Origin of the sequence: Rhizobium sp. S96 (genome assembly GCF_030382195.1) — a bacterium.
Lineage (GTDB): Bacteria > Pseudomonadota > Alphaproteobacteria > Rhizobiales > Rhizobiaceae > Rhizobium.
This window is the reverse complement of sequence record NZ_JAUDRY010000010.1, coordinates 119,096-139,480: the sequence shown is the minus strand read 5'-3', so window position 1 is coordinate 139,480 and position 20,385 is coordinate 119,096. Positions and strand designations below refer to the sequence as shown.

Annotated in this window: 19 protein-coding genes and 1 tRNA gene; 6 read left to right on the top strand and 14 right to left on the bottom strand. The window is 60.7% G+C overall.

The features are described 5' to 3' along the window. Positions 1-7: 7 nt before the first annotated feature. Genes QTL94_RS12865 through obgE form a run of 3 tightly spaced genes read right to left on the bottom strand, consistent with a single transcriptional unit; the run spans position 8 to position 3,522 of the window. Positions 8-1,291 carry a glutamate-5-semialdehyde dehydrogenase gene (locus QTL94_RS12865; RefSeq protein ID WP_289801906.1) on the bottom strand — a complete coding sequence of 428 codons (1,284 nt, stop codon included), beginning with the start codon at positions 1,289-1,291 and terminating at the stop codon, positions 8-10. Then, positions 1,284-2,453 (bottom strand): glutamate 5-kinase, encoded by a 1,170-nt coding sequence (proB, locus tag QTL94_RS12860; protein WP_289801904.1) that lies wholly within the window; start codon positions 2,451-2,453, stop codon positions 1,284-1,286. The genes QTL94_RS12865 and proB overlap by 8 nt, the downstream gene beginning before the upstream one ends. Then, on the bottom strand, positions 2,440-3,522 hold the full coding sequence (obgE, locus tag QTL94_RS12855) for a GTPase ObgE (RefSeq protein ID WP_289801902.1): 1,083 nt from the start codon (positions 3,520-3,522) through the stop codon (positions 2,440-2,442). Before obgE ends, proB begins: the two co-directional genes overlap by 14 nt. 83 nt (positions 3,523-3,605) lie before the next feature. Between obgE and QTL94_RS12850 the strand changes: the two genes are divergently transcribed. Next, positions 3,606-4,469 (top strand): endonuclease/exonuclease/phosphatase family protein, encoded by an 864-nt coding sequence (locus QTL94_RS12850; protein ID WP_289802345.1) that lies wholly within the window; start codon positions 3,606-3,608, stop codon positions 4,467-4,469. A 41-nt stretch (positions 4,470-4,510) separates the two neighbouring features. Here QTL94_RS12850 and QTL94_RS12845 read toward each other — a convergent pair whose 3' ends face one another. The 4 genes from QTL94_RS12845 to rplU all read right to left on the bottom strand — a co-directional run bounded on the left by QTL94_RS12845 (position 4,511) and on the right by rplU (position 6,496). Further along, complete coding sequence (locus tag QTL94_RS12845; RefSeq protein ID WP_289801900.1) at positions 4,511-5,095, bottom strand: GNAT family N-acetyltransferase; 585 nt, start codon at positions 5,093-5,095, stop codon at positions 4,511-4,513. Further along, the gene (locus QTL94_RS12840) at positions 5,092-5,745 is read right to left on the bottom strand and encodes a GNAT family N-acetyltransferase (protein ID WP_289801898.1); all 654 of its coding nucleotides are present in this window, start codon (positions 5,743-5,745) and stop codon (positions 5,092-5,094) included. Before QTL94_RS12840 ends, QTL94_RS12845 begins: the two co-directional genes overlap by 4 nt. 129 nt (positions 5,746-5,874) lie before the next feature. Beyond that, positions 5,875-6,144 (bottom strand): 50S ribosomal protein L27, encoded by a 270-nt coding sequence (gene rpmA / locus QTL94_RS12835; RefSeq protein WP_007790980.1) that lies wholly within the window; start codon positions 6,142-6,144, stop codon positions 5,875-5,877. Between the two features lie 34 nt (positions 6,145-6,178). Continuing rightward, the gene (rplU, locus tag QTL94_RS12830) at positions 6,179-6,496 is read right to left on the bottom strand and encodes a 50S ribosomal protein L21 (RefSeq protein WP_007790977.1); all 318 of its coding nucleotides are present in this window, start codon (positions 6,494-6,496) and stop codon (positions 6,179-6,181) included. 304 nt (positions 6,497-6,800) lie between these two features. Between rplU and QTL94_RS12825 the strand changes: the two genes are divergently transcribed. Next, positions 6,801-6,890 (top strand) — tRNA-Ser (locus tag QTL94_RS12825). A gap of 127 nt (positions 6,891-7,017) precedes the next feature. Here the strand turns inward: QTL94_RS12825 and QTL94_RS12820 are convergent. The 7 genes from QTL94_RS12820 to QTL94_RS12790 all read right to left on the bottom strand — a co-directional run bounded on the left by QTL94_RS12820 (position 7,018) and on the right by QTL94_RS12790 (position 17,493). After that, entirely contained in the window at positions 7,018-7,797 is a 780-nt protein-coding gene (locus QTL94_RS12820) for a crotonase/enoyl-CoA hydratase family protein (protein WP_289801893.1), read from the bottom strand. Further along, entirely contained in the window at positions 7,794-8,675 is an 882-nt protein-coding gene (locus QTL94_RS12815; RefSeq protein ID WP_289801892.1) for a hydroxymethylglutaryl-CoA lyase, read from the bottom strand. Before QTL94_RS12815 ends, QTL94_RS12820 begins: the two co-directional genes overlap by 4 nt. After that, complete coding sequence (locus QTL94_RS12810; RefSeq protein WP_289801890.1) at positions 8,675-10,660, bottom strand: acetyl/propionyl/methylcrotonyl-CoA carboxylase subunit alpha; 1,986 nt, start codon at positions 10,658-10,660, stop codon at positions 8,675-8,677. Before QTL94_RS12810 ends, QTL94_RS12815 begins: the two co-directional genes overlap by 1 nt. 7 nt (positions 10,661-10,667) lie before the next feature. Then, positions 10,668-12,275 (bottom strand): carboxyl transferase domain-containing protein, encoded by a 1,608-nt coding sequence (locus QTL94_RS12805; protein ID WP_289801888.1) that lies wholly within the window; start codon positions 12,273-12,275, stop codon positions 10,668-10,670. A gap of 37 nt (positions 12,276-12,312) precedes the next feature. Then, positions 12,313-13,476, bottom strand: a complete 1,164-nt coding sequence (locus QTL94_RS12800) for an isovaleryl-CoA dehydrogenase (RefSeq protein ID WP_065690556.1) — start codon at positions 13,474-13,476, stop codon at positions 12,313-12,315. Positions 13,477-13,500: 24 nt separating this feature from the next. Beyond that, positions 13,501-16,971, bottom strand: a complete 3,471-nt coding sequence (locus QTL94_RS12795; protein ID WP_289801885.1) for an indolepyruvate ferredoxin oxidoreductase family protein — start codon at positions 16,969-16,971, stop codon at positions 13,501-13,503. Positions 16,972-17,178: 207 nt separating this feature from the next. After that, positions 17,179-17,493 carry a DUF6074 family protein gene (locus QTL94_RS12790; RefSeq protein WP_065690558.1) on the bottom strand — a complete coding sequence of 105 codons (315 nt, stop codon included), beginning with the start codon at positions 17,491-17,493 and terminating at the stop codon, positions 17,179-17,181. Between the two features lie 160 nt (positions 17,494-17,653). Between QTL94_RS12790 and QTL94_RS12785 the strand changes: the two genes are divergently transcribed. Genes QTL94_RS12785 through QTL94_RS12770 form a run of 4 tightly spaced genes read left to right on the top strand, consistent with a single transcriptional unit; the run spans position 17,654 to position 20,289 of the window. Next, positions 17,654-18,298, top strand: coding sequence for a lysophospholipid acyltransferase family protein (locus QTL94_RS12785; RefSeq protein WP_065690559.1), 645 nt, complete (start codon positions 17,654-17,656; stop codon positions 18,296-18,298). Beyond that, positions 18,295-19,245, top strand: a complete 951-nt coding sequence (locus QTL94_RS12780; protein WP_065690560.1) for a phosphatidate cytidylyltransferase — start codon at positions 18,295-18,297, stop codon at positions 19,243-19,245. The genes QTL94_RS12785 and QTL94_RS12780 overlap by 4 nt, the downstream gene beginning before the upstream one ends. After that, positions 19,242-19,652 (top strand): hypothetical protein, encoded by a 411-nt coding sequence (locus QTL94_RS12775; RefSeq protein ID WP_065690561.1) that lies wholly within the window; start codon positions 19,242-19,244, stop codon positions 19,650-19,652. The genes QTL94_RS12780 and QTL94_RS12775 overlap by 4 nt, the downstream gene beginning before the upstream one ends. Continuing rightward, on the top strand, positions 19,636-20,289 hold the full coding sequence (locus QTL94_RS12770; RefSeq protein ID WP_065690562.1) for a CDP-alcohol phosphatidyltransferase family protein: 654 nt from the start codon (positions 19,636-19,638) through the stop codon (positions 20,287-20,289). The genes QTL94_RS12775 and QTL94_RS12770 overlap by 17 nt, the downstream gene beginning before the upstream one ends. Positions 20,290-20,385 lie beyond the last annotated feature (96 nt).

The following is a 20,385-nucleotide window of genomic DNA, read 5'->3' as shown; positions in this document are numbered from 1 at the left end:
GTTCACGTCAGGGCCGGGTTTGTCCGGTGCCGTGCACGCGGTATTTGAAAGAGGTCAGCTGCTCGACGCCCACCGGGCCGCGCGCATGCATCTTGCCGGTGGCGATGCCGATCTCCGCCCCCATGCCGAACTCACCGCCATCGGCAAACTGTGTCGACGCATTGTGCAGCAGGATGGCGGAATCGACCTCCGTGAAGAAACGCTCCACGACCTGAGGATCTTCGGCGAGAACGGCTTCGGTGTGGTTCGACGAATATTTCTGGATGTGCGCAATCGCGCAGGAAATGCCGTCGACAAGCGCCACCGATACGATCGCATCCAGATATTCCGTCGACCAGTCTTCCTCGGTCGCAGGCGTGATGCCGGCAGCCGCCGCCACAACGGCGGACGATCCCCGGATCTCGCAACCGGCCGCAGAAAGCACCTCCAGAATTGGCTGGAGGTGACTGCCGGCAACGGCGCTGTCGACTAGGATAGTTTCTACAGCCCCGCAGATGCCCGTGCGGCGCATCTTGGCATTGACGACGATCTCCTTCGCCATCGCCAGATCGGCCGACGCATCCACGTAGATATGGCAAAGCCCTTCGAGATGGGCGAAAACCGGCACTCTCGCTTCGCTCTGGACCCGCGCAACCAGGCTCTTGCCGCCACGCGGAACGATCACGTCGATAGCGCCGTCGAGCCCGCGCAGCATTGCGCCAACCGCTTGGCGGTCCGTCACCGGCACCAGCTGGATGGCGTGCTCGGGCAACCCGGCCGCCTTCAGGCCCTGGACCAGGCATTCATGAATAGCCTGCGATGAACGGCGCGAATCCGAGCCGCAGCGCAAGATCACGGCGTTGCCCGCCTTGAGGCAAAGTGCACCGGCATCCGCCGTGACATTCGGCCGGCTCTCGAAAATGACACCGATCACGCCAAGCGGGGTCCGTACGCGCTCGATCTTGAGACCATTCGGCCGGTCCCATGTGGCGATCACCTCGCCAACCGGATCCTTCAGCGCAGCGATGGCCCGAATTCCTTCCGCCATGTCCGCCACGCGCTTGTCGTTCAGCGTCAGTCGATCGACGAAGGACGCGAGCATCTCTGTACCGGCAACGTCCCGCAGATCTTTGGCGTTTTCAGCAAGAATGTGGTCCTTGCCAGCGAGGATCGCATCCGCCATCGCATTCAGCGCGCGGTTCTTTGTCTCGGAAGAGGCAAACCCCAACGGTCGGGCAGCAGCCTTGGCTTTGCGGCCGATGTCATTCATCAGCACGTCAATATCCGGGCTCTGCACAACTGTATTAAGCATGGGCTGCGTCCTTCTGCTGCCTTTCCGATTTGGAATTTACCGGGGAAGTCATAACCATATCGTCGCGATGGATCATCGCCGTGCGACCGGCATAGCCAAGGATTGCTTCGATCTCGGATGACTTCCGGCCGGTGATCTGGCGCGCCTCGTCCGCATCGTAGCTGGCGAGGCCCCGCGCGATTTCTCGACCGTTGGGACCGATGATTGCAACTGTATCCCCGCGACTGAAGATGCCAAGCACCTTTCTGACGCCAGCGGGAAGCAAGCTCTTTCCAGCACCCAACGCCGTGACGGCCCCATCATCAACATGCAGTTCACCAGCCGGCTGCAACTGGCCCGCAATCCAGGTCTTCCGCGCCGTGACCGGCGTTTTGGACGGAGCAAACCACGACGAACGCGCGCCGTTTTCGATAGCCGATAGCGGGCTTTCCGTCTTGCCCGACGCGATGATCATCGCGCAACCGGCTGTTGTCGCGATCTTGCCGGCGTCGATCTTGGTGCGCATGCCGCCACGGGACAGCTCGGATGCTGCTCCGCCAGCCATCGCTTCGATCTCAGGTGTGATCTCGCCGATCGTCTCAAGAAACTGCGCGTCCGGATCGAGATGCGGCGGAGCTGTGTAAAGGCCGTCGATATCCGACAGCAGGATCAACAGGTCCGCTCCGGTCATGGTGGCAACGCGTGCCGCCAGGCGGTCGTTATCGCCATAGCGGATCTCGCTCGTCGCAACGGTATCGTTCTCGTTGATGATCGGCACGGCGCCGATCTTCAGAAGCTGCTTGATCGTGGCGCGAGCGTTCAGGTAGCGGCGACGCTCCTCGGTGTCGCCAAGCGTCAGCAGGATCTGGCCAGCGACGATATCGTCGCGCGACAGGCTTTCCGACCAGGCACGCGAAAGGGCGATCTGGCCGACCGCGGCTGCAGCCTGGCTTTCTTCCAGCTTCAACGCGCCGGCGGGCAGATCCAGAACCGACCTGCCAAGAGCGATGGCACCCGACGATACGACAAGTACATCCACGCCCTTCGCCTTCAGTGCCGCGATATCGGCACAGACGCCATCAAGCCAAGCCTTTTTCAGTCCGGCCTTGCGATCCACAAGCAGGGCGGAACCGATCTTGATAACAATGCGCCGATAGCTGTCGAGAGGCTTACGATTGCCCATCAACGTCTTCTCCGTCACCTGATTCCGCAATGTCGCGATGCCTGATCTTCGGCACTTTCGCGAGCTTCTCTACCCCGGCATTGGCTTCCACGATAACATCTCGGAGCGCACGCAGGACTTCCGTCATGCCCTTGCCGGTAGCCGCGGAAATCTGGAATGGCGTCTTGCCGCAGGCTTTGGCGAGTTCCTTCGTCTTCTTCTTCAGTGTCGCGTCATCGAGCACGTCGATCTGCGAGAGCGCGACGATCTCGGCCTTTTCAGCCAGATCCTTGCCGTACGCCTCAAGCTCCGTCTTCACCGTCGTATAGGCCTTGCCGACCTTCTCTTCCTGTGCGGAGACGAGATGCAGCAGCACGCGGGTGCGCTCGACATGTCCGAGGAAGCGGTCACCGATCCCGACGCCTTCATGGGCCCCTTCGATCAAGCCGGGAATATCGGCAAGAATGAACTCCTGCCCGTCGATGGTGGCAACGCCGAGATTCGGATGCAGCGTCGTGAAGGGATAGTTGGCGATTTTCGGCCGGGCGCGCGTAACGGCGGCAAGGAAGGTCGACTTGCCGGCATTCGGCAGACCGACGAGGCCGGCGTCTGCGATCAGCTTCAGATGCAGCCAGACCGTCTTTTCTTCGCCGGCGAGACCCGGGTTGGCCCAGTCGGGCGCCTGGTTGACCGACGTCTTGAAATGCGCGTTGCCGAAGCCGCCGTTGCCGCCCGCCGCGATCCGGAAGCGCTGCCCTTCCCGCGTCAGGTCGCAGATCAGCGTTTCCTTGTCCTCTTCGAGAACCTGCGTGCCGACAGGAACCTTGAGCGTGACGTCGCCACCATTGGCACCGGTGCGATTCCGACCCATCCCGTGCGTGCCGATCTGAGCCTTGAAGTGCTGTTGGAACCGGAAATCGATCAGCGTATTGAGACCGTTGACGGCCTCGACCCACACGTCGCCACCGCGTCCGCCATCACCGCCATCGGGACCGCCGAACTCGATGAACTTCTCGCGCCGGAAGGACACCGCACCCGCGCCGCCGTCTCCAGACTTGATATAGACCTTTGCTTCGTCGAGAAATTTCATTTTACTTCCATCATTCGGTGTCAGTTGGACGCCCGTCTTGGCCTGATCGATATAGGCCGTTCAGCCGGAGGTCAAAGATTATCATTAGGTTTGCGAGCTATAACATACAGTACGGCTTCGGTCTCGACGGGCGCTACGATCTCGAACGAATCGCCGACAGTCTCAAAGGCGCCGACGTGATCGCGCTCCAGGAGGTCACTCGAGGCTTCTCGAGGAACGACTATGCGGACATGCAGGCCGATCTCACCGCGCTGTTCCCCGACTATTTCTGGGTGTATGGCCCGGCGTGCGACCTGCACGTGGAGCGGATCAATGACAGGCCCGCCCCCCGCAATACCCGCCTGCAGTTCGGCAACATGATCCTGTCGCGCTGGCCTATTCTTTCCAACCGGATGCTGCTTTTGCCGCGCAGCCGAACCCTGTCCAAGCTCAACCTGCAGCGCGGCGCAACCGAAGCGGTCGTCGCTGTTCCAGGCGGCGCTCTTCGCGTCTATTCGGTCCACCTCGACCACGTCTCCAACGACGAGCGCATCCGCCAGCTCGCCTATCTCAACGAACGCATCAACGCCTTCACCCGCGAAGGCGGATCGGTGACCGGTTCGCTGGAGTTCGACATCGACGAACTGCCGCTGCCCGAGGACTATATCGTCATGGGTGACTTCAACATGGTGCCGGAATCGCCGGAATACTGCAGCTTCGCCGGCGCCAGCGACGGATATTACGGCCGCACGGCCCGTATCGGCACGCCGATCGACGCGCTTGCCGCGCTGAACGCCTACGCGCCCGAAAGCTATAGCTGGATGGACCCTGCGGATCACGGCAAACGCATGCATCTCGACTACGTCTTCGTCAGCTGCGGCCTTGAAAGCCAGCTAAGATCCGCAAGGGTCGACACGACTGCTGCGGGGTCCGACCACTTTCCCGTCTGGGTAGAGATCGACATCTGAACGAAGCGCCCCGATCATATGCCGGGGCGCTTCCTGTTTCGTCAGGCGCTCTGGTTTTGCAGCGTGCCAGGCTTCAGCGCAGTCTCGACATGCGTGACCATCGTGTTGCGCGCGAAACTGAAGATTTCGCTGCAGCCCGTCATGCGGAAACCAAGCTTCTCCTGAAGCCGAAGCGATGCAGGATTGTCGGCAAACACGCCGGAATGCACCATCGTCTCGGGCATTCGGCGCGAGAACCGCTCGAGCGTCGCCGCAACCGCCTCCGTCATGTAGCCGCGCCGCCAATAGTAGCGGTTCAACCAGTAACCAAGATGCCAGCGGCCATGGCGCAGTTCGAGCGACACCACGCCGATATGCGCGTCATCACCGTTGGTGATCGCCATCTGCCAGTCGGGCAGGCGACCCGCCGTGGCCGGCACCAGCCAGTCCAGCGCGTCCTGCCGATCATAAGGTGCGGGAACCCGGGCCAGCATGCGTGTGACCGCGAAATCCGACAGCGATTCCGCAATCGCGTCGGCATCGCTCAGCCGGTGCGGACGCAGCGTCAGACGCTGCGTGGCTATGATCGGCTGTGATCCGGCGGTTGGGACCGTGGGCTTGGGCCGTTCGAGGCTGATCGCGTTCATAGGACGCTCCCCCAGCTTCTCAACGACATCCAGGTCTTGCGATCAAGCCTGTACCATTCGACCGGCACATTGCTGCCAAGTGCCAGCGAGGCAGCAAGCCCGGAGCCCTGGAACTGGAAGCCGCACTTCTGGATCACCCGCCTGGAGGCGACGTTCATCACCCGGCAACGGGCGTCGATCTGGTCGACATCCTGCCGCGTACGAAACACCATGTCGACGAGCGCATGGCACGCCTCCGTGGTAAAGCCTTGATTCCAGTACGGTTCTCCGAGCCAGTAGCCGATCTCGACGGTCCGACCGTCCAGATGAGGCTCGACCCCGCAGCACCCGACAAAGGCACCGTTTTCGGCTTTCGTAATCGCATAGACGCACTTGCCAATCTCGCCATTTTTCGTGCGTCGCACGAAGTCGGCGGCATCATTGGCCGTATACGGGTGCGGCATGCGCGACACCATTGTGGCGACTTTGGCGTTGTTGGCGAGATGGGCAAGGGCGTCGATGTCTTCTTCGTGCGGCGCGCGCATGACGAGCCGTTCCGACAGTAAGACAGGGCAATCGGTCCTTAACCGCTCCGGCCTCAGCCGCTCCAAGGAAGACCGCTGGTCTTCCCGGGGAGACCTTTGGTCTCTCCGTAACAATTCGCCTTGCATGGTTCAGTCCTCCTTGAGGGTAAAGAAAAAGGGGAGATGGGTGGTGTCCCATCTCCCCTTTTGTCTTGACTGAACCTTGTACGCTCAGCCGGGTCGATGAGACACCGGCTGCTATAAAGCGCTACCGGCTTATTCCGCTGCTTCCGCTTTCGGCATCACGGATACGTATACGCGGCCGTTGGCCTTCGTACGGTAGTTCACATTGCCGGCGGTAAGAGCAAAGATCGTGTGATCCTTGCCGAGGCCGACGTTGGAACCCGGGTGCCACTGCGTGCCGCGCTGACGCACGATAATGTTGCCTGCGATGACGGTTTCGCCGCCGAACTTCTTCACGCCAAGGCGCTTGGATTCGGAATCACGACCGTTGCGCGATGAACCGCCAGCTTTTTTGTGTGCCATTGGAGTTCTCCTTTAAACCTTAAGTCCCGTGATCTTACTTAGCAGCCACGATGTCCGTGATACGGACAACAGTGTGATGCTGGCGATGGCCGCGCGTACGCTTCGAGTTCTGACGACGGCGCTTCTTGAAGGCGATGACCTTCTTGCCGCGGTTGTGCTCTACCACTTCGGCCTTGACGGAAGCGCCCTTGACGAAGGGAGCACCGATCGCAGCGTCGGCGCCTTCGCCGATGACCAGGACTTCGGTGAATTCAATTGCGTCGCCAGCGGTTGCTTCAAGCTTCTCGATGGTCAGCACGTCGTTTGCTGCCACACGGTACTGCTTACCGCCGGTCTTGATGACTGCGAACATTTTTTATCCTTTCATGTTCGTTCCGGCTCAACCCGCGTCAAAACAGGTGGCCGTCTTTTTATCAGTCGATGTTAAGCAGGGATTTCAGAGGCTCTCGCCCAGGAACTCTGTCTGCCGGTGATGCCTTGCGCGGGCGCAAGGCGGGCAAGGCGCGGACTTATCCACACCTATTGGCTTGGGCAGATACGCGAGCCCCAAAAAACTGTCAAGGCAAAAGGATGAAAAGCTTTGAATTTCGTCTTGCCAGCCGGATATTTCATCGCTATGAGACAGCCCGCGCCGAACAAGCGCCGACCAGCGAAGCGGAGAGGTGGCTGAGTGGTCGAAAGCACCGCACTCGAAATGCGGCATACGGGCAACCGTATCGTGGGTTCGAATCCCACCCTCTCCGCCATAATCTCATATTGACGTTCCACTTTGATCGCCGCCAGAACCTAGGCGCGAGCTTATGCTCACAGATGACTGGTGATCTGAGGCGTTTCAAAACCTCGCAGAACCGACGAACAGCGATGCGCGATCTGCTACCACTGCGGCTTTCTCTTCTCGAAGAACGCGGAAATGCCCTCCCTTGCCTCTGCCGTCTCCCAGCTGTCAGCGAGTTGGGCTACAACAGCGTCAATGATCTCGTCCGAAATCGGTGGAGCGAAAGAGCGCGCCAGGACTTTTGCACGAGCCGCTGCTTGTGGCGAGGCCGCAAGGAACTCTTTGATTTCGATTTCGACGGCCTTTTCTAGGTCTGGCGCCTGCACCACCGCATCGACCAGACCAATAGCCGCTGCATGATGGGCATCGAACATCTTACCCGACAGGAACAGCGGTCGCGCCGCCGAAACACCAATCCGGCGGGTGACATAGGGGCTGATCGTCGCCGGAATGAGACCCAGCCGGACTTCCGTCAAGCCAAAGCGCGCGGTCTCGGCGGCGACGGCCATATCGCAGACGCTTATAAAGCCAAGACCGCCGCCGAAGGCATTTCCACGGACTTCCGCGATGACCGGCTTCGGAAGCTCGTCCAGCGCCTTGAGCATCATTGCCAATCGCCGAGCTTCGGCGATTCTGCCCGCACGGTCGGCGGAAAACTGGGCACGCATCCACTCAAGATCTCCCCCGGCACAAAAGCTCTTGCCGAGAGCCTGGATGACGACCGCCCGAACATCTGCGTTTGATCCGAGCGCTTGCGCGGCCTCCGTGAGTTCGCTGATCATCCGTGCTGACATTGCGTTGTGCTTGTCCGGACGTGCGAGCGTCAGACGGGCTACTCCGCGGTCATCGATCGTGATCTGAAGCGTCTCCGGGTTCACTGCGCGCTCCTGAGCTTGCGGGCAAAGGCGGCCGCTTGCTCAAGCTTTTCCGTCGAAAGACCTGTCCGATATCCCTTCCGGGCAAGATACTGTGCAACCAGCAGCGTATCGACATTGCCTTGGGCCCCCGGCGCAAACGGACAGCCCCCAAGACCGCCAACGGATGAATCGAAAACACGAACACCGTGCTCCAGCGACACGCCGATATTGTCGAGAGCCCAGCCGTCTGTGTCGTGGAAATGGCCTGCGAGCATGGTCGCCGGCGCGCGGGAGAGGACGGTCAGCAACATCCGGTCGACCGCCTCCGGCCGCCCACGCCCGATGGTGTCACCCAGACTGATTTCATAGCAGCCGAGCGCATGAAGCTGCTCGACAACTTGGGCAACCGCATCAGGCTCGACGGCCCCCTCGTAGGGGCACTCCACGACGCAACTGACATAGCCACGGAGCGGCACACCCGCCGCTCGGCTCGCCTGTGCGACCGGGCGGAATCGTTCGATGCTCTCGGCGACCGAACAATTGATGTTCCGCTGCGAAAAACTTTCCGATGCCGACGTGAAGATCGCCACCTCGTCGGCACCCGTCGCCATCGCCGCTTCGAATCCCTTCTTGTTCGGTGTCAACACAGCATAGCGCACACCGGGTCTACGCTTGATGCCCGCCATGACATCCGCGGCGTCGGCAAGCTGAGGCACCCACTTTGGACTAACGAAGCTCGTCACCTCGATCCGCTCGAAACCACATTCTGAGATCATATCGACAAGCGCGATCTTGTCAGCGGTCGGAACAAGATCCTTTTCGTTCTGCAGACCATCGCGCGGGGAAACTTCGACGATGGAGACATCACGCGCGAGCAAGGATGAGACGCCTGGTTGCATCACGCCTCCTCCGGCTGCAATATCAGCAACACTGCGCCTTCGCTGACCTGCTGGCCTTCGCTGACCTCCAGTGTCTCAACGATGCCGTTTCGTGGCGCCGTCAGCGTCAGCTCCATCTTCATCGCTTCCATGACGATCAGGGCCTGTCCTTCGGCGACCTCCGCCCCCGAGTGAACGCGGACGATCCTGACAAAACCAGGCATCGGCGCGATCACCCTGTCGCCGCCCGGACCGTTCTGGAGATCGCCATCGAGCGGATCCGCGGCGCGAAAAACATGGGTCTGGCCGTCCAGCGTTAACGCGAGATGATGCCCCGTCATGCTCGCCTTCGCTGCGATCTGGCGTCCTTCGATCTCGGCTCGACATCCATCGTCGGAGCGGCTGACGATTTTCACCGGGATCACTCTTTTTCCATCATGAACCGCGAAGAAGTCGAAGCCCTTGGCCGCGATCCTCAGGTTTGCATGACCACTCTCATGCTCCAGGATGACGATGCGCTGCATCTCGCCCCAGAGCTGCCAGTACCCCAGTGCCTGCCAGGGATCGCGGCCGTCGGGCTTTGTAAAAGCGCCGAGCGACAGCACACCGGCAAGGGCGACGACGGTGTCTTGCGGACGCTCGGTCGTCACCAGTGACTGAAGATCGCGCTCGATCAGGCCAGTGTCCGGGCGCCCAGCCACAAACTCGTCCACACCGACCAAGCGTGCCAGGAAGCCGAGATTGGTTGTGACACCGCCGATGTGGGAGGCCGTCAGCGCTCTCGACAAGCGAGACAGCGCAGTCGCGCGGTTCGGCCCATGTGCAACCATCTTGGCTATCAGCGGGTCATAATGCGGCGATATGGTATCCCCTTGGCGCACGCCGGTGTCGACACGAACGCTGACATCGGGGAAGCCAAGCTGCCTGACTATCCCCGTCGCTGGCAAAAACCCCTTGGACGCATCTTCGGCATAGATCCGCGCCTCGAATGCCCAGCCATAGATCTCAAGCTCGGACTGCCTTTTCGGCAACGGTTCGCCGGCTGCCACCCGCAGCTGCCATTCCACGAGATCAACGCCGGTGATGGCTTCTGTCACCGGGTGCTCGACTTGCAGCCGCGTATTCATTTCCATGAAATAGAACCGATCGGGCCGCAAACCGTTCGACATGTCGACAATGAACTCGACCGTACCGGCGCCTTGATAGGAGATCGCCCGGCCCGCGCGCGTGGCTGCCTCCCCCATCGCCCGGCGCATCTCATCGGTCATGCCTGGCGCCGGCGCCTCTTCTACGACCTTCTGGTGGCGGCGCTGAAGAGAACAATCGCGCTCGAACAGGTGAACGACGTTGCCGTGCCGGTCGCCGAAGATCTGGAACTCGATGTGGCGGGGTTGCAGCAAGTAGCGCTCCAGAAGAACGCCGTCGTCACCGAAGGCCGCCTTTGCCTCGCGCCGCGCCGCTTCCAGCGCCTCCAGAAAGTCCTCCTCCCGATCGACGCGCCGCATACCCTTGCCGCCGCCCCCGGCTCGCGCCTTGATAAGGAGGGGATAACCGATCACTGCCGCCTGATCCGCGAGAAAGCCGTTATCCTGCTCAGCCCCATAATAACCGGGAACAACCGGCACACCGGACTGCTCCATGATCGCCTTTGCGGAATCCTTGAGACCCATGGCGCGGATTGAGGAGGATTGCGGCCCGATAAAGACAATCCCGGCTGTTTCCGTGGCCTCGGCAAAATCCGCGTTCTCCGATAGAAAACCGTAGCCAGGGTGGATGGCGTCCGCGCCCGTCCGCTCGGCCGCGGCCAGGATCCGTTCGATAGAAAGATAGCTCTCCTGCGCGCTTGCAGGGCCAAGGCGCACCGCCTCGTCGGCCATCTCCACATGCAACGCATCGACATCCGCGTCCGAGTAAACCGCGACGGTCGAAATGCCCATGCGCCTAGCTGTGCGGATGACCCTGCAGGCGATTTCACCCCGGTTGGCTATGAGGATCTTGTGAAACATGCCGCCCTCACATCCGAAACAGGCCGAAGCGCGTATCTTCGATCGGCGCATTCAATGTCGCCGACAAGGACAGCCCGAGCACATCGCGGCTCCTGGCAGGATCGACGACCCCATCGTCCCACAGGCGCGCCGACGCGTAGAGCGGGTGGCTCTGACGCTCAAAGAGATCCAGCACGGGTTGCTTGAAGCCGGCCTCTTCCTCCGGCGACCATGGCGTGCCGGCGCGGGCAAGTGCCTCGCCGCGCACGGTTGCAAGCACACTGGCCGCCTGCTCCCCGCCCATCACGGAAACCCGGCTGTTCGGCCAACTCCATAAAAAACGTGGCGAGAAGGCGCGCCCGGCCATGCCATAGTTGCCAGCCCCGAAGGAGCCGCCGATCAGCATCGTGATCTTTGGCACATTCGTCGTGGCGACCGCGGTGACGAGCTTGGCGCCATGCTTGGCGATGCCCTCGGTTTCGTATTTTCGGCCGACCATGAAGCCGGTGATGTTCTGCAGGAAAACGAGTGGGATCTTGCGCTGCGAGCAGAGCTCGACGAAATGCGCTCCCTTCTGCGCCGACTCGGAAAACAACACGCCATTGTTGGCAATGATGCCAACCAGCATTCCGTGGACATGCGCAAATCCACAGACCAGCGTGGCGCCGTACCGGACCTTGAATTCATCGAAGCGTGAGCCGTCGACAATACGCGCAATGACCTCCCGGACGTCATAGGAGGTCCGCAGGTCAGAGGGGACGACGCCCGCAATCTCGGCCGGATCGTAGAGTGGCGGTTCACTTGATGCCTGCGTGGCGGCCACCGGTTTCGAACGATTGAGATTGGCGATCGATTGTCGTGCCAACGCGAGCGCGTGAGCGTCATCTCGGGCGAGGTGATCGGCAACGCCGGACAGCCTTGTATGGACGTCGCCGCCACCGAGATCTTCGGCAGAGACAACCTCGCCTGTTGCAGCTTTGACCAGAGGCGGGCCCGCAAGAAAGATCGTTCCCTGCTTTTCGACAATGATCGCCTCATCCGACATCGCGGGGACATATGCGCCCCCTGCGGTGCACGACCCCATGACCACGGCGACCTGCGGAATGCCTGCCGCTGACATGTTTGCCTGATTGAAGAATATCCGCCCGAAGTGATCCCGATCGGGAAAGACTTCGTCCTGGTTCGGAAGATTGGCACCGCCCGAGTCCACGAGATAGACGCAGGGAAGGTTGTTCTGCGCCGCAATCTCCTGCGCACGCAGATGCTTTTTCACCGTCATCGGGTAATAGGTGCCGCCTTTTACGGTCGCGTCATTGCAGACGATCATGCATTCGCAGCCCGCAATCCGGCCAACGCCGGCGATCAAGCCGGCTCCGGGCGCTTCGTTGCCGTACATGCCATGAGCCGCCGTCAGCCCGACTTCCAGGAACGGCGTAGCGGGGTCGATCAAGGTTGTAATTCGATCCCTTGGAAGCATCTTGCCTCGGCTGAGATGGCGCTCTCGCGCCGCCGCCCCGCCGCCCTGCATCACGGCGGCAACGGCCTCCTCCACCACCCGGACAGCCTCTCCCATGGCCGTTCGGTTCGCCTTGAAACTGTCCGAATTCGTGGAGATCTGCGACTTCAGTACCGTCATTCGTCACCAGGATCAGATTTGCCGATGAATTTCGTGGTCAGGCCGTCTCCGCAAAGAGTTCGCGTCCGATCAGCATACGCCTTATTTCCGAAGTCCCCGCACCGATTTCGTAGAGCTTTGCATCCCTCAGCAAACGCCCCGCGGGGTAGTCGTTGGTGTAGCCATTTCCTCCAAGAGCCTGGATCGTCTCCAGGGCCATGAGGGTTGCCTTCTCGGCCGCGTAGAGAATGCATCCGGCTGCATCCTTGCGCGTCGTCTCGCCGCGATCGCATGCCCTCGCCACCGCATAGACGTAAGCGCGAGCCGTGTTCATGGTCACGTACATGTCGGCAAGTTTGCCCTGCATCAGCTGGAACTCGCCGATCGGCTGGCCGAACTGCTTTCGCTCATGAAGGTAGGGTATGACAACATCCATGCAACTGGCCATGATGCCGAGTGGACCACCGGACAGCACGACCCGCTCATAATCGAGCCCCGACATCAGAACGCCGACGCCGCCTCCCGCCCTACCGAGCAAGTTGCTCTCGGGGACCTCGCAATCGGCAAAGACCAGCTCGCAGGTATTTGAGCCACGCATGCCGAGCTTGTCGAGTTTCGGTCCTGTCGAGAATCCCTTGAATGCCTTCTCGACCAGAAACGCCGAGATGCCACGCGGCCCGGCGTCCGGGTCCGTCTTCGCATAGACAACCAGTACATCGGCATCCGGACCATTGGTGATCCACATCTTGCTGCCGTTCAGGACATACCGGTCACCGCGTTTTTCGGCGCGCAGCCTCATCGAGACGACGTCGGAACCGGATCCGGGTTCGGACATCGCAAGCGCGCCGACATGCTCGCCGGATATGAGCTTAGGTAGGTAGCGCTCCTTCTGCTGTACGGTCCCGTTGCGGCTGATCTGGTTGACGCAGAGATTGGAATGAGCGCCATAGCTGAGGCCGATCGCGGCCGATGCCCTGCTGATCTCCTCCATCGCCACGCAATGCGCGAGGTAGCCGAGACCAGCCCCGCCGTAGCACTCCTCCGCGGTCACGCCGAGCAATCCCATCTCGCCCATTTCCCGCCAGAGGAAATGCGGAAAGCTGTTGCTGGTATCGATCTCGTTCGCCAATGGCGCAATGCGCTCAGCCGCAAAACGGCGAACACCATCGCGCAGTGCTTCGATCTCGTCGGCCAATGCAAAACTCAACCCACCTGAATACATGCCTACCTCCCTTGTCCGACGCAGTTACGCGGCGTCCGGCATGCGCGCAGTCTCTCCCGTTTTTTCGTATGTCGTCAGGCGCTCGGCGATTTGCGCCAGGATCTTGTCGGCCGCAGCCTCCTTCACCGGACCGAAGCCACGAATCTCATCGAAGAGCGTAAGAATGGCAAGCGCTTCCAATTCGTTATCCGGGCGAAGGCCGCCCAGCACCTTCGTGGCGGCGGTTTCGTATTCCCGGATCAGCCGCCGTTCGAGTTTTCGTTCGGGCAGATAGCCAAACGGATCGAGCGGAGTGCCCCTCAGGCCCTTAAAGCGTGCCAGCTGTCGAAGCACGGGCAGTATCCATGCCCCGAACTCGCGCTTGCGTGGGCGGCCATTCGGATCCTTGCCGGCCATGAACGGCGGCGCGAGATTGAAGAGGAGCTTGAACTCACCCTCCATTTCCTCGCGAAGATCAGCTTCAAATGCCGGATCCGTCAGCAGCCGCGCGACCTCGTACTCGTCCTTGTAGGCAAGTACCCGTGCGTATGTCACGGCAACGGCATAGGCGACCCTGTCGGAGAGGCGAGCCTTCTCCGCGAATGCCGTCGCCCGCTCGACGAAGGCGGCATAACGCTTTGCCAGGCGTCGGCTCTGGTAGGCTGTGAGATGGGAACTGCGGTGCGCCACCAGCTCGCGAAGATCCATATCCGCCAAGGTCTTGGCCGCAGGCTTCTCGCCGATCAACCGATCCACGGCATGCGGATCGTGAGCAAGCATCCTGCCCCATTGGAACGCCGCCTTGCTCTGCTCGACAGCAACGCCGTTCAGCTCAATTGCCTTGTCGATTGCCTCAAGCGTGAGAGGCAACAGGCCGCGCTGCCATGCGAAGCCGGTCAGCAATATGTTGGTAGAGATGGCATCGCCCGTAAGCGCCGTCGCGACATGGCCGAAATCCAGAAAGACGGAACCGTCATGAACCGTCTTGGCGATTGTATGCACCACCGATCCCGTCTTGAAATCGAAGTCGCGATTGCGAACGAAGTCGGCAACCGGCATCAGGCCAGTATTGACGATCGCCATGGTTCGTTCGGGCTTGCAAAGCGTGACCGCCTCTTTCGATGCGCCAACGATATCGTCAGCCGCAAGCAGCAAATCGGCACCGCCGTTGACGATGCGGGATGAGGTTACATCCTGTTGCTGCCTTCCGATCCGCAAATGGCTCATGACAGCGCCCCCCTTCTGGGCGAGGCCGGCCATGTCGAGGATCATCGGAACATAGCCGTCGACATAGGCGGCCATTCCCAGGATCGCGCCGATCGTCAGGATACCGGTCCCACCGACACCCGCGATCGCCACGTTCCATGGACGCTCGCCAACGACGGGGAGGGTGGGCAGCGGAATATCGATATCACCGATTTCCAGCCCCTTGCGCTTCTTGCGTTGACCTCCGTTCACCGTCACGAAGGAAGGACAGAACCCTTTGACGCAGGAGAAATCCTTGTTGCAGCTCGATTGGTTGATCTGGCGTTTGCGCCCGAATTCGGTCTCCAGAGGCTCGACGGAGATGCAGTTCGATTGCACGGAGCAGTCTCCGCACCCTTCGCACACTGCAGCATTGATGAAGACGCGCTTCGGCGGATCCTCCAACGATCCACGGCTGCGGCGTCGCCGCTTTTCGGCGGCACAGGTCTGCACGTAAACAATGGCAGAACAGCCCTCGGTTTCCCGCAAGGTCAGCATGACCTGATCGAGGTGATCGCGATGCAGTACTTTGACACCGGGCGCGAGCATGGACGGGCTATAGGCATCCGGATTGTCGGAAAGCAGGTAGATCGGCGATACGCCCTCGTTCTGTAGCTGCTTCGTCATCAGCTCGGGCGTCATGTAGCCATCAATCGGCTGGCCACCCGTCATCGCCACCGCGTCGTTGTAAAGCAGCTTGTAGGTCACATTGACCTTGGCGGACACCGATTGCCGGATCGCCAGGATACCCGAGTGAAAATAGGTTCCGTCGCCGAGATTGACGAAGATGTGCTTGTCGTCCGTGTAGTGCGAAATAGCCGTCCACGGCACACCTTCGCCGCCCATCTGCGTGAAGGTATAGGTGTTCCGATCCATCCAGATCGTCATGTAATGGCATCCGATACCCGCCGTGGCACGGCTGCCTTCGGGCACGCGCGTCGATGTATTGTGCGGACAGCCGGAGCAGAAAAACGGCGTTCGCAATACCGGCGGAACATGTGTCCGCGCAATCTGGCCACGGTCGGCGAGGTAGGCAAGCTTCGCGGCAATTTTCTCCCGCAGGCTCGGATCGATGTCGAGGAGCAGCACCCGCCCGGCGATTGCACGGGCAACGGCACCGACTGTCAGCGCGGCCGACAGGCTGAGATAGGGCTTGTCGTGCTCATCGAACTTGCCGACGATCCGCGGACGGACGTCTGCGCGCCAGTTAAACAGCTGCTGCTTTATCTGGTTCTCGATGATCTCACGCCGTTCCTCGACGACGAGGACCTCCTGAAGGCCCTCTGAAAAATGTCGGACCGCCTCCGGCTCCAGTGGCCAAGGCATCCTGACCTTGAGGATGCGAAGGCCGATCGTCGCCATTTCGGCTTGGCCGATCTCAAGCTCCCGCAACGCCTGCAATACATCTTCATAGGCCTTGCCGGACGATATGATCCCGAAGCGGGCGTTCGGGACGTCATGCGTCACCTGGTCGACCCGGTTTGCGCGCGCAAAAGCGATTGCGGCATACGCCTTGTAGGTCTGCAGCCGGTCGTCCTGAACGAGCGGCGGGTCCGGCCAGCGCAGGTTGAGGCCGCCGGGCGGCATTTCAAAATCCGTAGGCAGGACGAAGTTGCGGCTTTCGCCGGCCAGATCGATGGCAGCCGTCGTCTCGATCGTATCGGCGATGACTTTCATGCCCACCCAGCAGCCCGAGTAGCGCGACATCGCAATGCCCAACAGGCCATACTCGAGAAATTCATGGATGGAGGATGGATAGAGGACAGGAATGACCGCTGACATGAAATCGTGATCGGTCTGATGTGGGATGCTGGAAGACTTTGCCGAATGATCGTCGCCGGCAATGCAGAGGACACCGCCATGAGGCGAGGTTCCCGCGGCATTGGCATGTTTCAACACGTCGCCGGATCGGTCGACGCCGGGACCCTTACCGTACCACATCCCAAGCACGCCGTCCTTGCGTGCGCCGGGGTAAAGCCCGACCTGCTGGGTGCCCCAAACGGCAGTCGCCGCAAGATCTTCGTTGATGCCCGGCTGGAAGGTGACGTCGTACTGATCAAGATAGGGCTTGGCTTTGATCAATTGCTGGTCATAGCCGCCAAGCGGCGAACCGCGATAGCCTGAAATAAAAGTCGCCGTATTCAGGCCGGCAGCTCGGTCGCGACGCATCTGCGTCATCGGCAGCCTGACCAGCGTCTGCAGCCCGGTAATGAACACCCGACCGTCGGTAGCAGTATACTTGTCGTCGAGCGATACGCTTCTTGCCAGCATCTGCTCTCCTCCCAAGATAGCAGCGATGACTTTTCAGGCGCATCGGTTGATCTTCTGGATCATCGGTGCGCCCCATCATGCTACCACTTGGAGCACGGAATTTCCGTACCAAGAGGGAATGCTGGACGTATCAAGTGAAAAGAATAGGTCGCTGGCGCGACATCTTCGTAAAAACGGCGATCGGGACCCGCCTGGACCCCGAATCGATTACTGCTTGACCGCGCGACCGCTGCGACTTTGAGCGATGGCCCGCGCTTCGTGACGCCGGACCAGATCGTTCTGGACCTCAGCCTGGAATATCATCACCTGCTCACGCACCTCGGCTTCGGAGAAGCCCAACGATTCGAGCTGGTCGGCAAGCCTGCGGCATTCAGATTTCCAGAAGCGAACCGCTTCCTCGCCATGGCGATGTTCCAGCTCGGCTGCACACCGTTCGATGTCGCCGGCGCGCGAGGCAACCGGAAAAAGCACGATTTCGCTCGTTGTCATTGCGTCCAAGGTCTTGCGTGATGGTACTGGCATCGATTCGTTCCGTTTCGCGTCGACCTCATTCCTACCGAAGCATGGTTAACGCTTTCCTCTCGCGGCCAGCACAATGGTGGGGCGGGGGCTTTTGCTCGCTTGCAAAGAGGATTACACCTTTCACGTGCCGTCAGCGGCATCAAGGGAATGAGGGGGATTGATGCGCGCGGTCATCGCGAAGCCTGTAGCCACGGCAATTGTTCTCTTTGCGCGCGCCATTACCGCGGTCCGCGCGATCTGGCCGAGCGAGGGCATTCCCGACGGTCAGTGCGTGTATTTTGCCAACCACTGCAGCCACGGCGATTTCATTCTCGTGTGGACGGTCCTGCCGCCGCGCATAAGGAAGTCTGCCCGGCCAGTCGCCGGCGCCGAATACTGGCTCAAATCCTCCATAAACAGGTTCATCGGCCGCGATGTCTTCAACGCGGTGCTGATAGAGCGCGATCGGGACAAACGCACTCACGATCCGATCGAGGTCATGGCGACGGCGCTGGACGCCGGCTCCTCGTTGATTCTTTTCCCCGAGGGAACGCGCAATCAGACCGACGCGACCCTCCTTCCATTCAAGAGCGGCCTCTTTCATCTCGCGTCCGCGCGCCCTGATGTCCATTTAGTGCCGGTCTGGATCAACAACCTCAATCGCGTCATGCCGAAGGGAGAGATCGTGCCGATCCCCTTCATGTGCAGCGTCGCCTTCGGCAGCCCCATGCACCTTGCCGCAGGCGAAAGCAAAGAGGACTTCCTCGAGCGTACGCGAAACGCCCTTCTTGCCCTTTGTCCGAAACATACAGGCGATAACGAATGAGCCAGGTAAACTCCGATCTATGGACACTCGTGCTCGGCATTATTGGCGTGCTTTGTGTCGCATCGACGGTTGGCTATATCCTGCACCACCGTCTTTCGCCCAACGGCTCGAATGCCGCGATCGAGAATCTCAACGCCCGGATCAAGGCATGGTGGATCATGGCCGCCTTGATCGGCCTTGCCTTTCTCGCCGGTCGGATCGGGGTGTTGCTCCTGTTCGGCTTCTGCTCGTTTGCCGCTCTGCGTGAATTCATCACGCTGACAAACACCAAGCGAGCAGATCACTGGGCGTTGGCCGCCGCTTTCTTCGTGGTCCTGCCGCTTCAGTATTTTCTCCTTTGGGAGAGACAGTACGGGATCTTTTCAATCTTCATCCCGGTATACGCATTCCTGCTTATGCCGATCATTTCGGTCCTGCGCGGCGATACGGAGCGATTTCTTGTCCGGATCGCCGAAGTGCAATGGGCGCTGATGATCTGCGTCTTTTGCGCCTCGCACGTACCGGCTCTGCTGACCTTGAACATAGCCGGCTACGAGGGCCGGAACGTCCTGCTGATAGCCTTCCTGGTGATCATCGTTCAGCTGAGCGACGTCCTTCAATATGTCTGGGGCAAGCTTTTCGGCCGGACGAAGATTGCGCCCAAACTATCCCCCTCAAAGACCGTCGAAGGGTTCGTGGGTGGCGTCGCCAGCGCCACGCTGATCGGTGCCGGCCTATGGTGGATCACGCCGTTTACGCCGCTCCAGGCGGGGCTGCTTGCGTTTGTCATCACGATGATGGGCTTCTTTGGCGGGCTGGTCATGTCCGCCATCAAGCGCGACCGTGGCGTCAAGGATTGGGGCAACCTCATCGAGGGGCATGGGGGCCTCATCGATCGGCTCGATTCGGTCGTGTTCTCCGCGCCGATCTTCTTCCATCTGGTTCGATACTGGTGGTCGAGCACGTGAGCGGCGACACGGCCTTCGATCGCATCGCGCGCAGCACGGTAACGCACGTCCTGTTTGCGTTCCTTGCGATGGGCGGCTGGGCGGTCTTCGCCAACCGAGCGCACTCTCTGCCGAAGGCTCTCCTTGCGGGGTTGGTGCAGGGCGCCTTGTCAGCCTGCCTGACGCTGTTTCTGAAAACCGTCATCGAGCACCTTTCAAAGCGTTTCTCGGGCGTTCCGGCACTTTGGGCGCCGCCGCTGATAGCCTGCACGGCATCCGCGGCCGCCTTGGTCGCAATCCACGCGATGAGCGGAACACCGGAGATACTGAAGACGGTCGCGCTCCCGCTGACCGTGTCGACAAGCTACGCTGCGATCTACAATTATTCGCTATACCGAAAGAGGGGATCCAATGACGCAATCGGGTGACCGCAGACCACTGGCGAGCCGCGACACGCACTGGGCGCGCTCGATCGCACAATGGCTCGTCACGAAATCCGTGACGCCCAACCAGATATCCCAGGCCAGTATGGTTGCGGCGGCGTTGGCCGGTTGCTCATTCTTTCTTGCCGGAACGAGCCTCGGACCGACACGCATAGTCCTGCTTTTGCTCGCAGCCGCCTTCTGCCAACTCAGATTGCTATGCAACCTTTTCGACGGCATGGTCGCTGTAGAAGGCGGCAAAGGTGCGCCTGACGGACCGTTCTGGAATGAGTTTCCCGACCGCGTCGCCGACATCCTGATCTTCGCGGGGGCAGGCATGGGCGCGGGCATGCCCGGCCTTGGATGGGCCGCGGCGGCGTTCGCGGTGCTAACCGCCTATGTCCGCGAACTCGGCCGGGCGACGGGAATGTCCAGCGATTTCTCCGGGCCGATGGCAAAGCAGCATCGCATGGCGACCATCACCGCAGCAGCGGTCCTCTCGGTCCTCGAGCCGATTTGGGGAGGCCGCAACGAAGTCCTGATCATAGCCCTTTTGGTGGTTGCAATAGGCGCGGCGGTGACGGCCCTACGTCGCAGCCGCACGCTCATTGGCCGGCTCAACGCGGATAACGCCAAGCATTGACATGAAGCGTACCAAAATGGGCGAAACTGCGCTTTGCAGCAAAACGACATCGCCATAGAACAACCGCGCTGCTTCTTCTTTTCCCCGAAGCGGCCT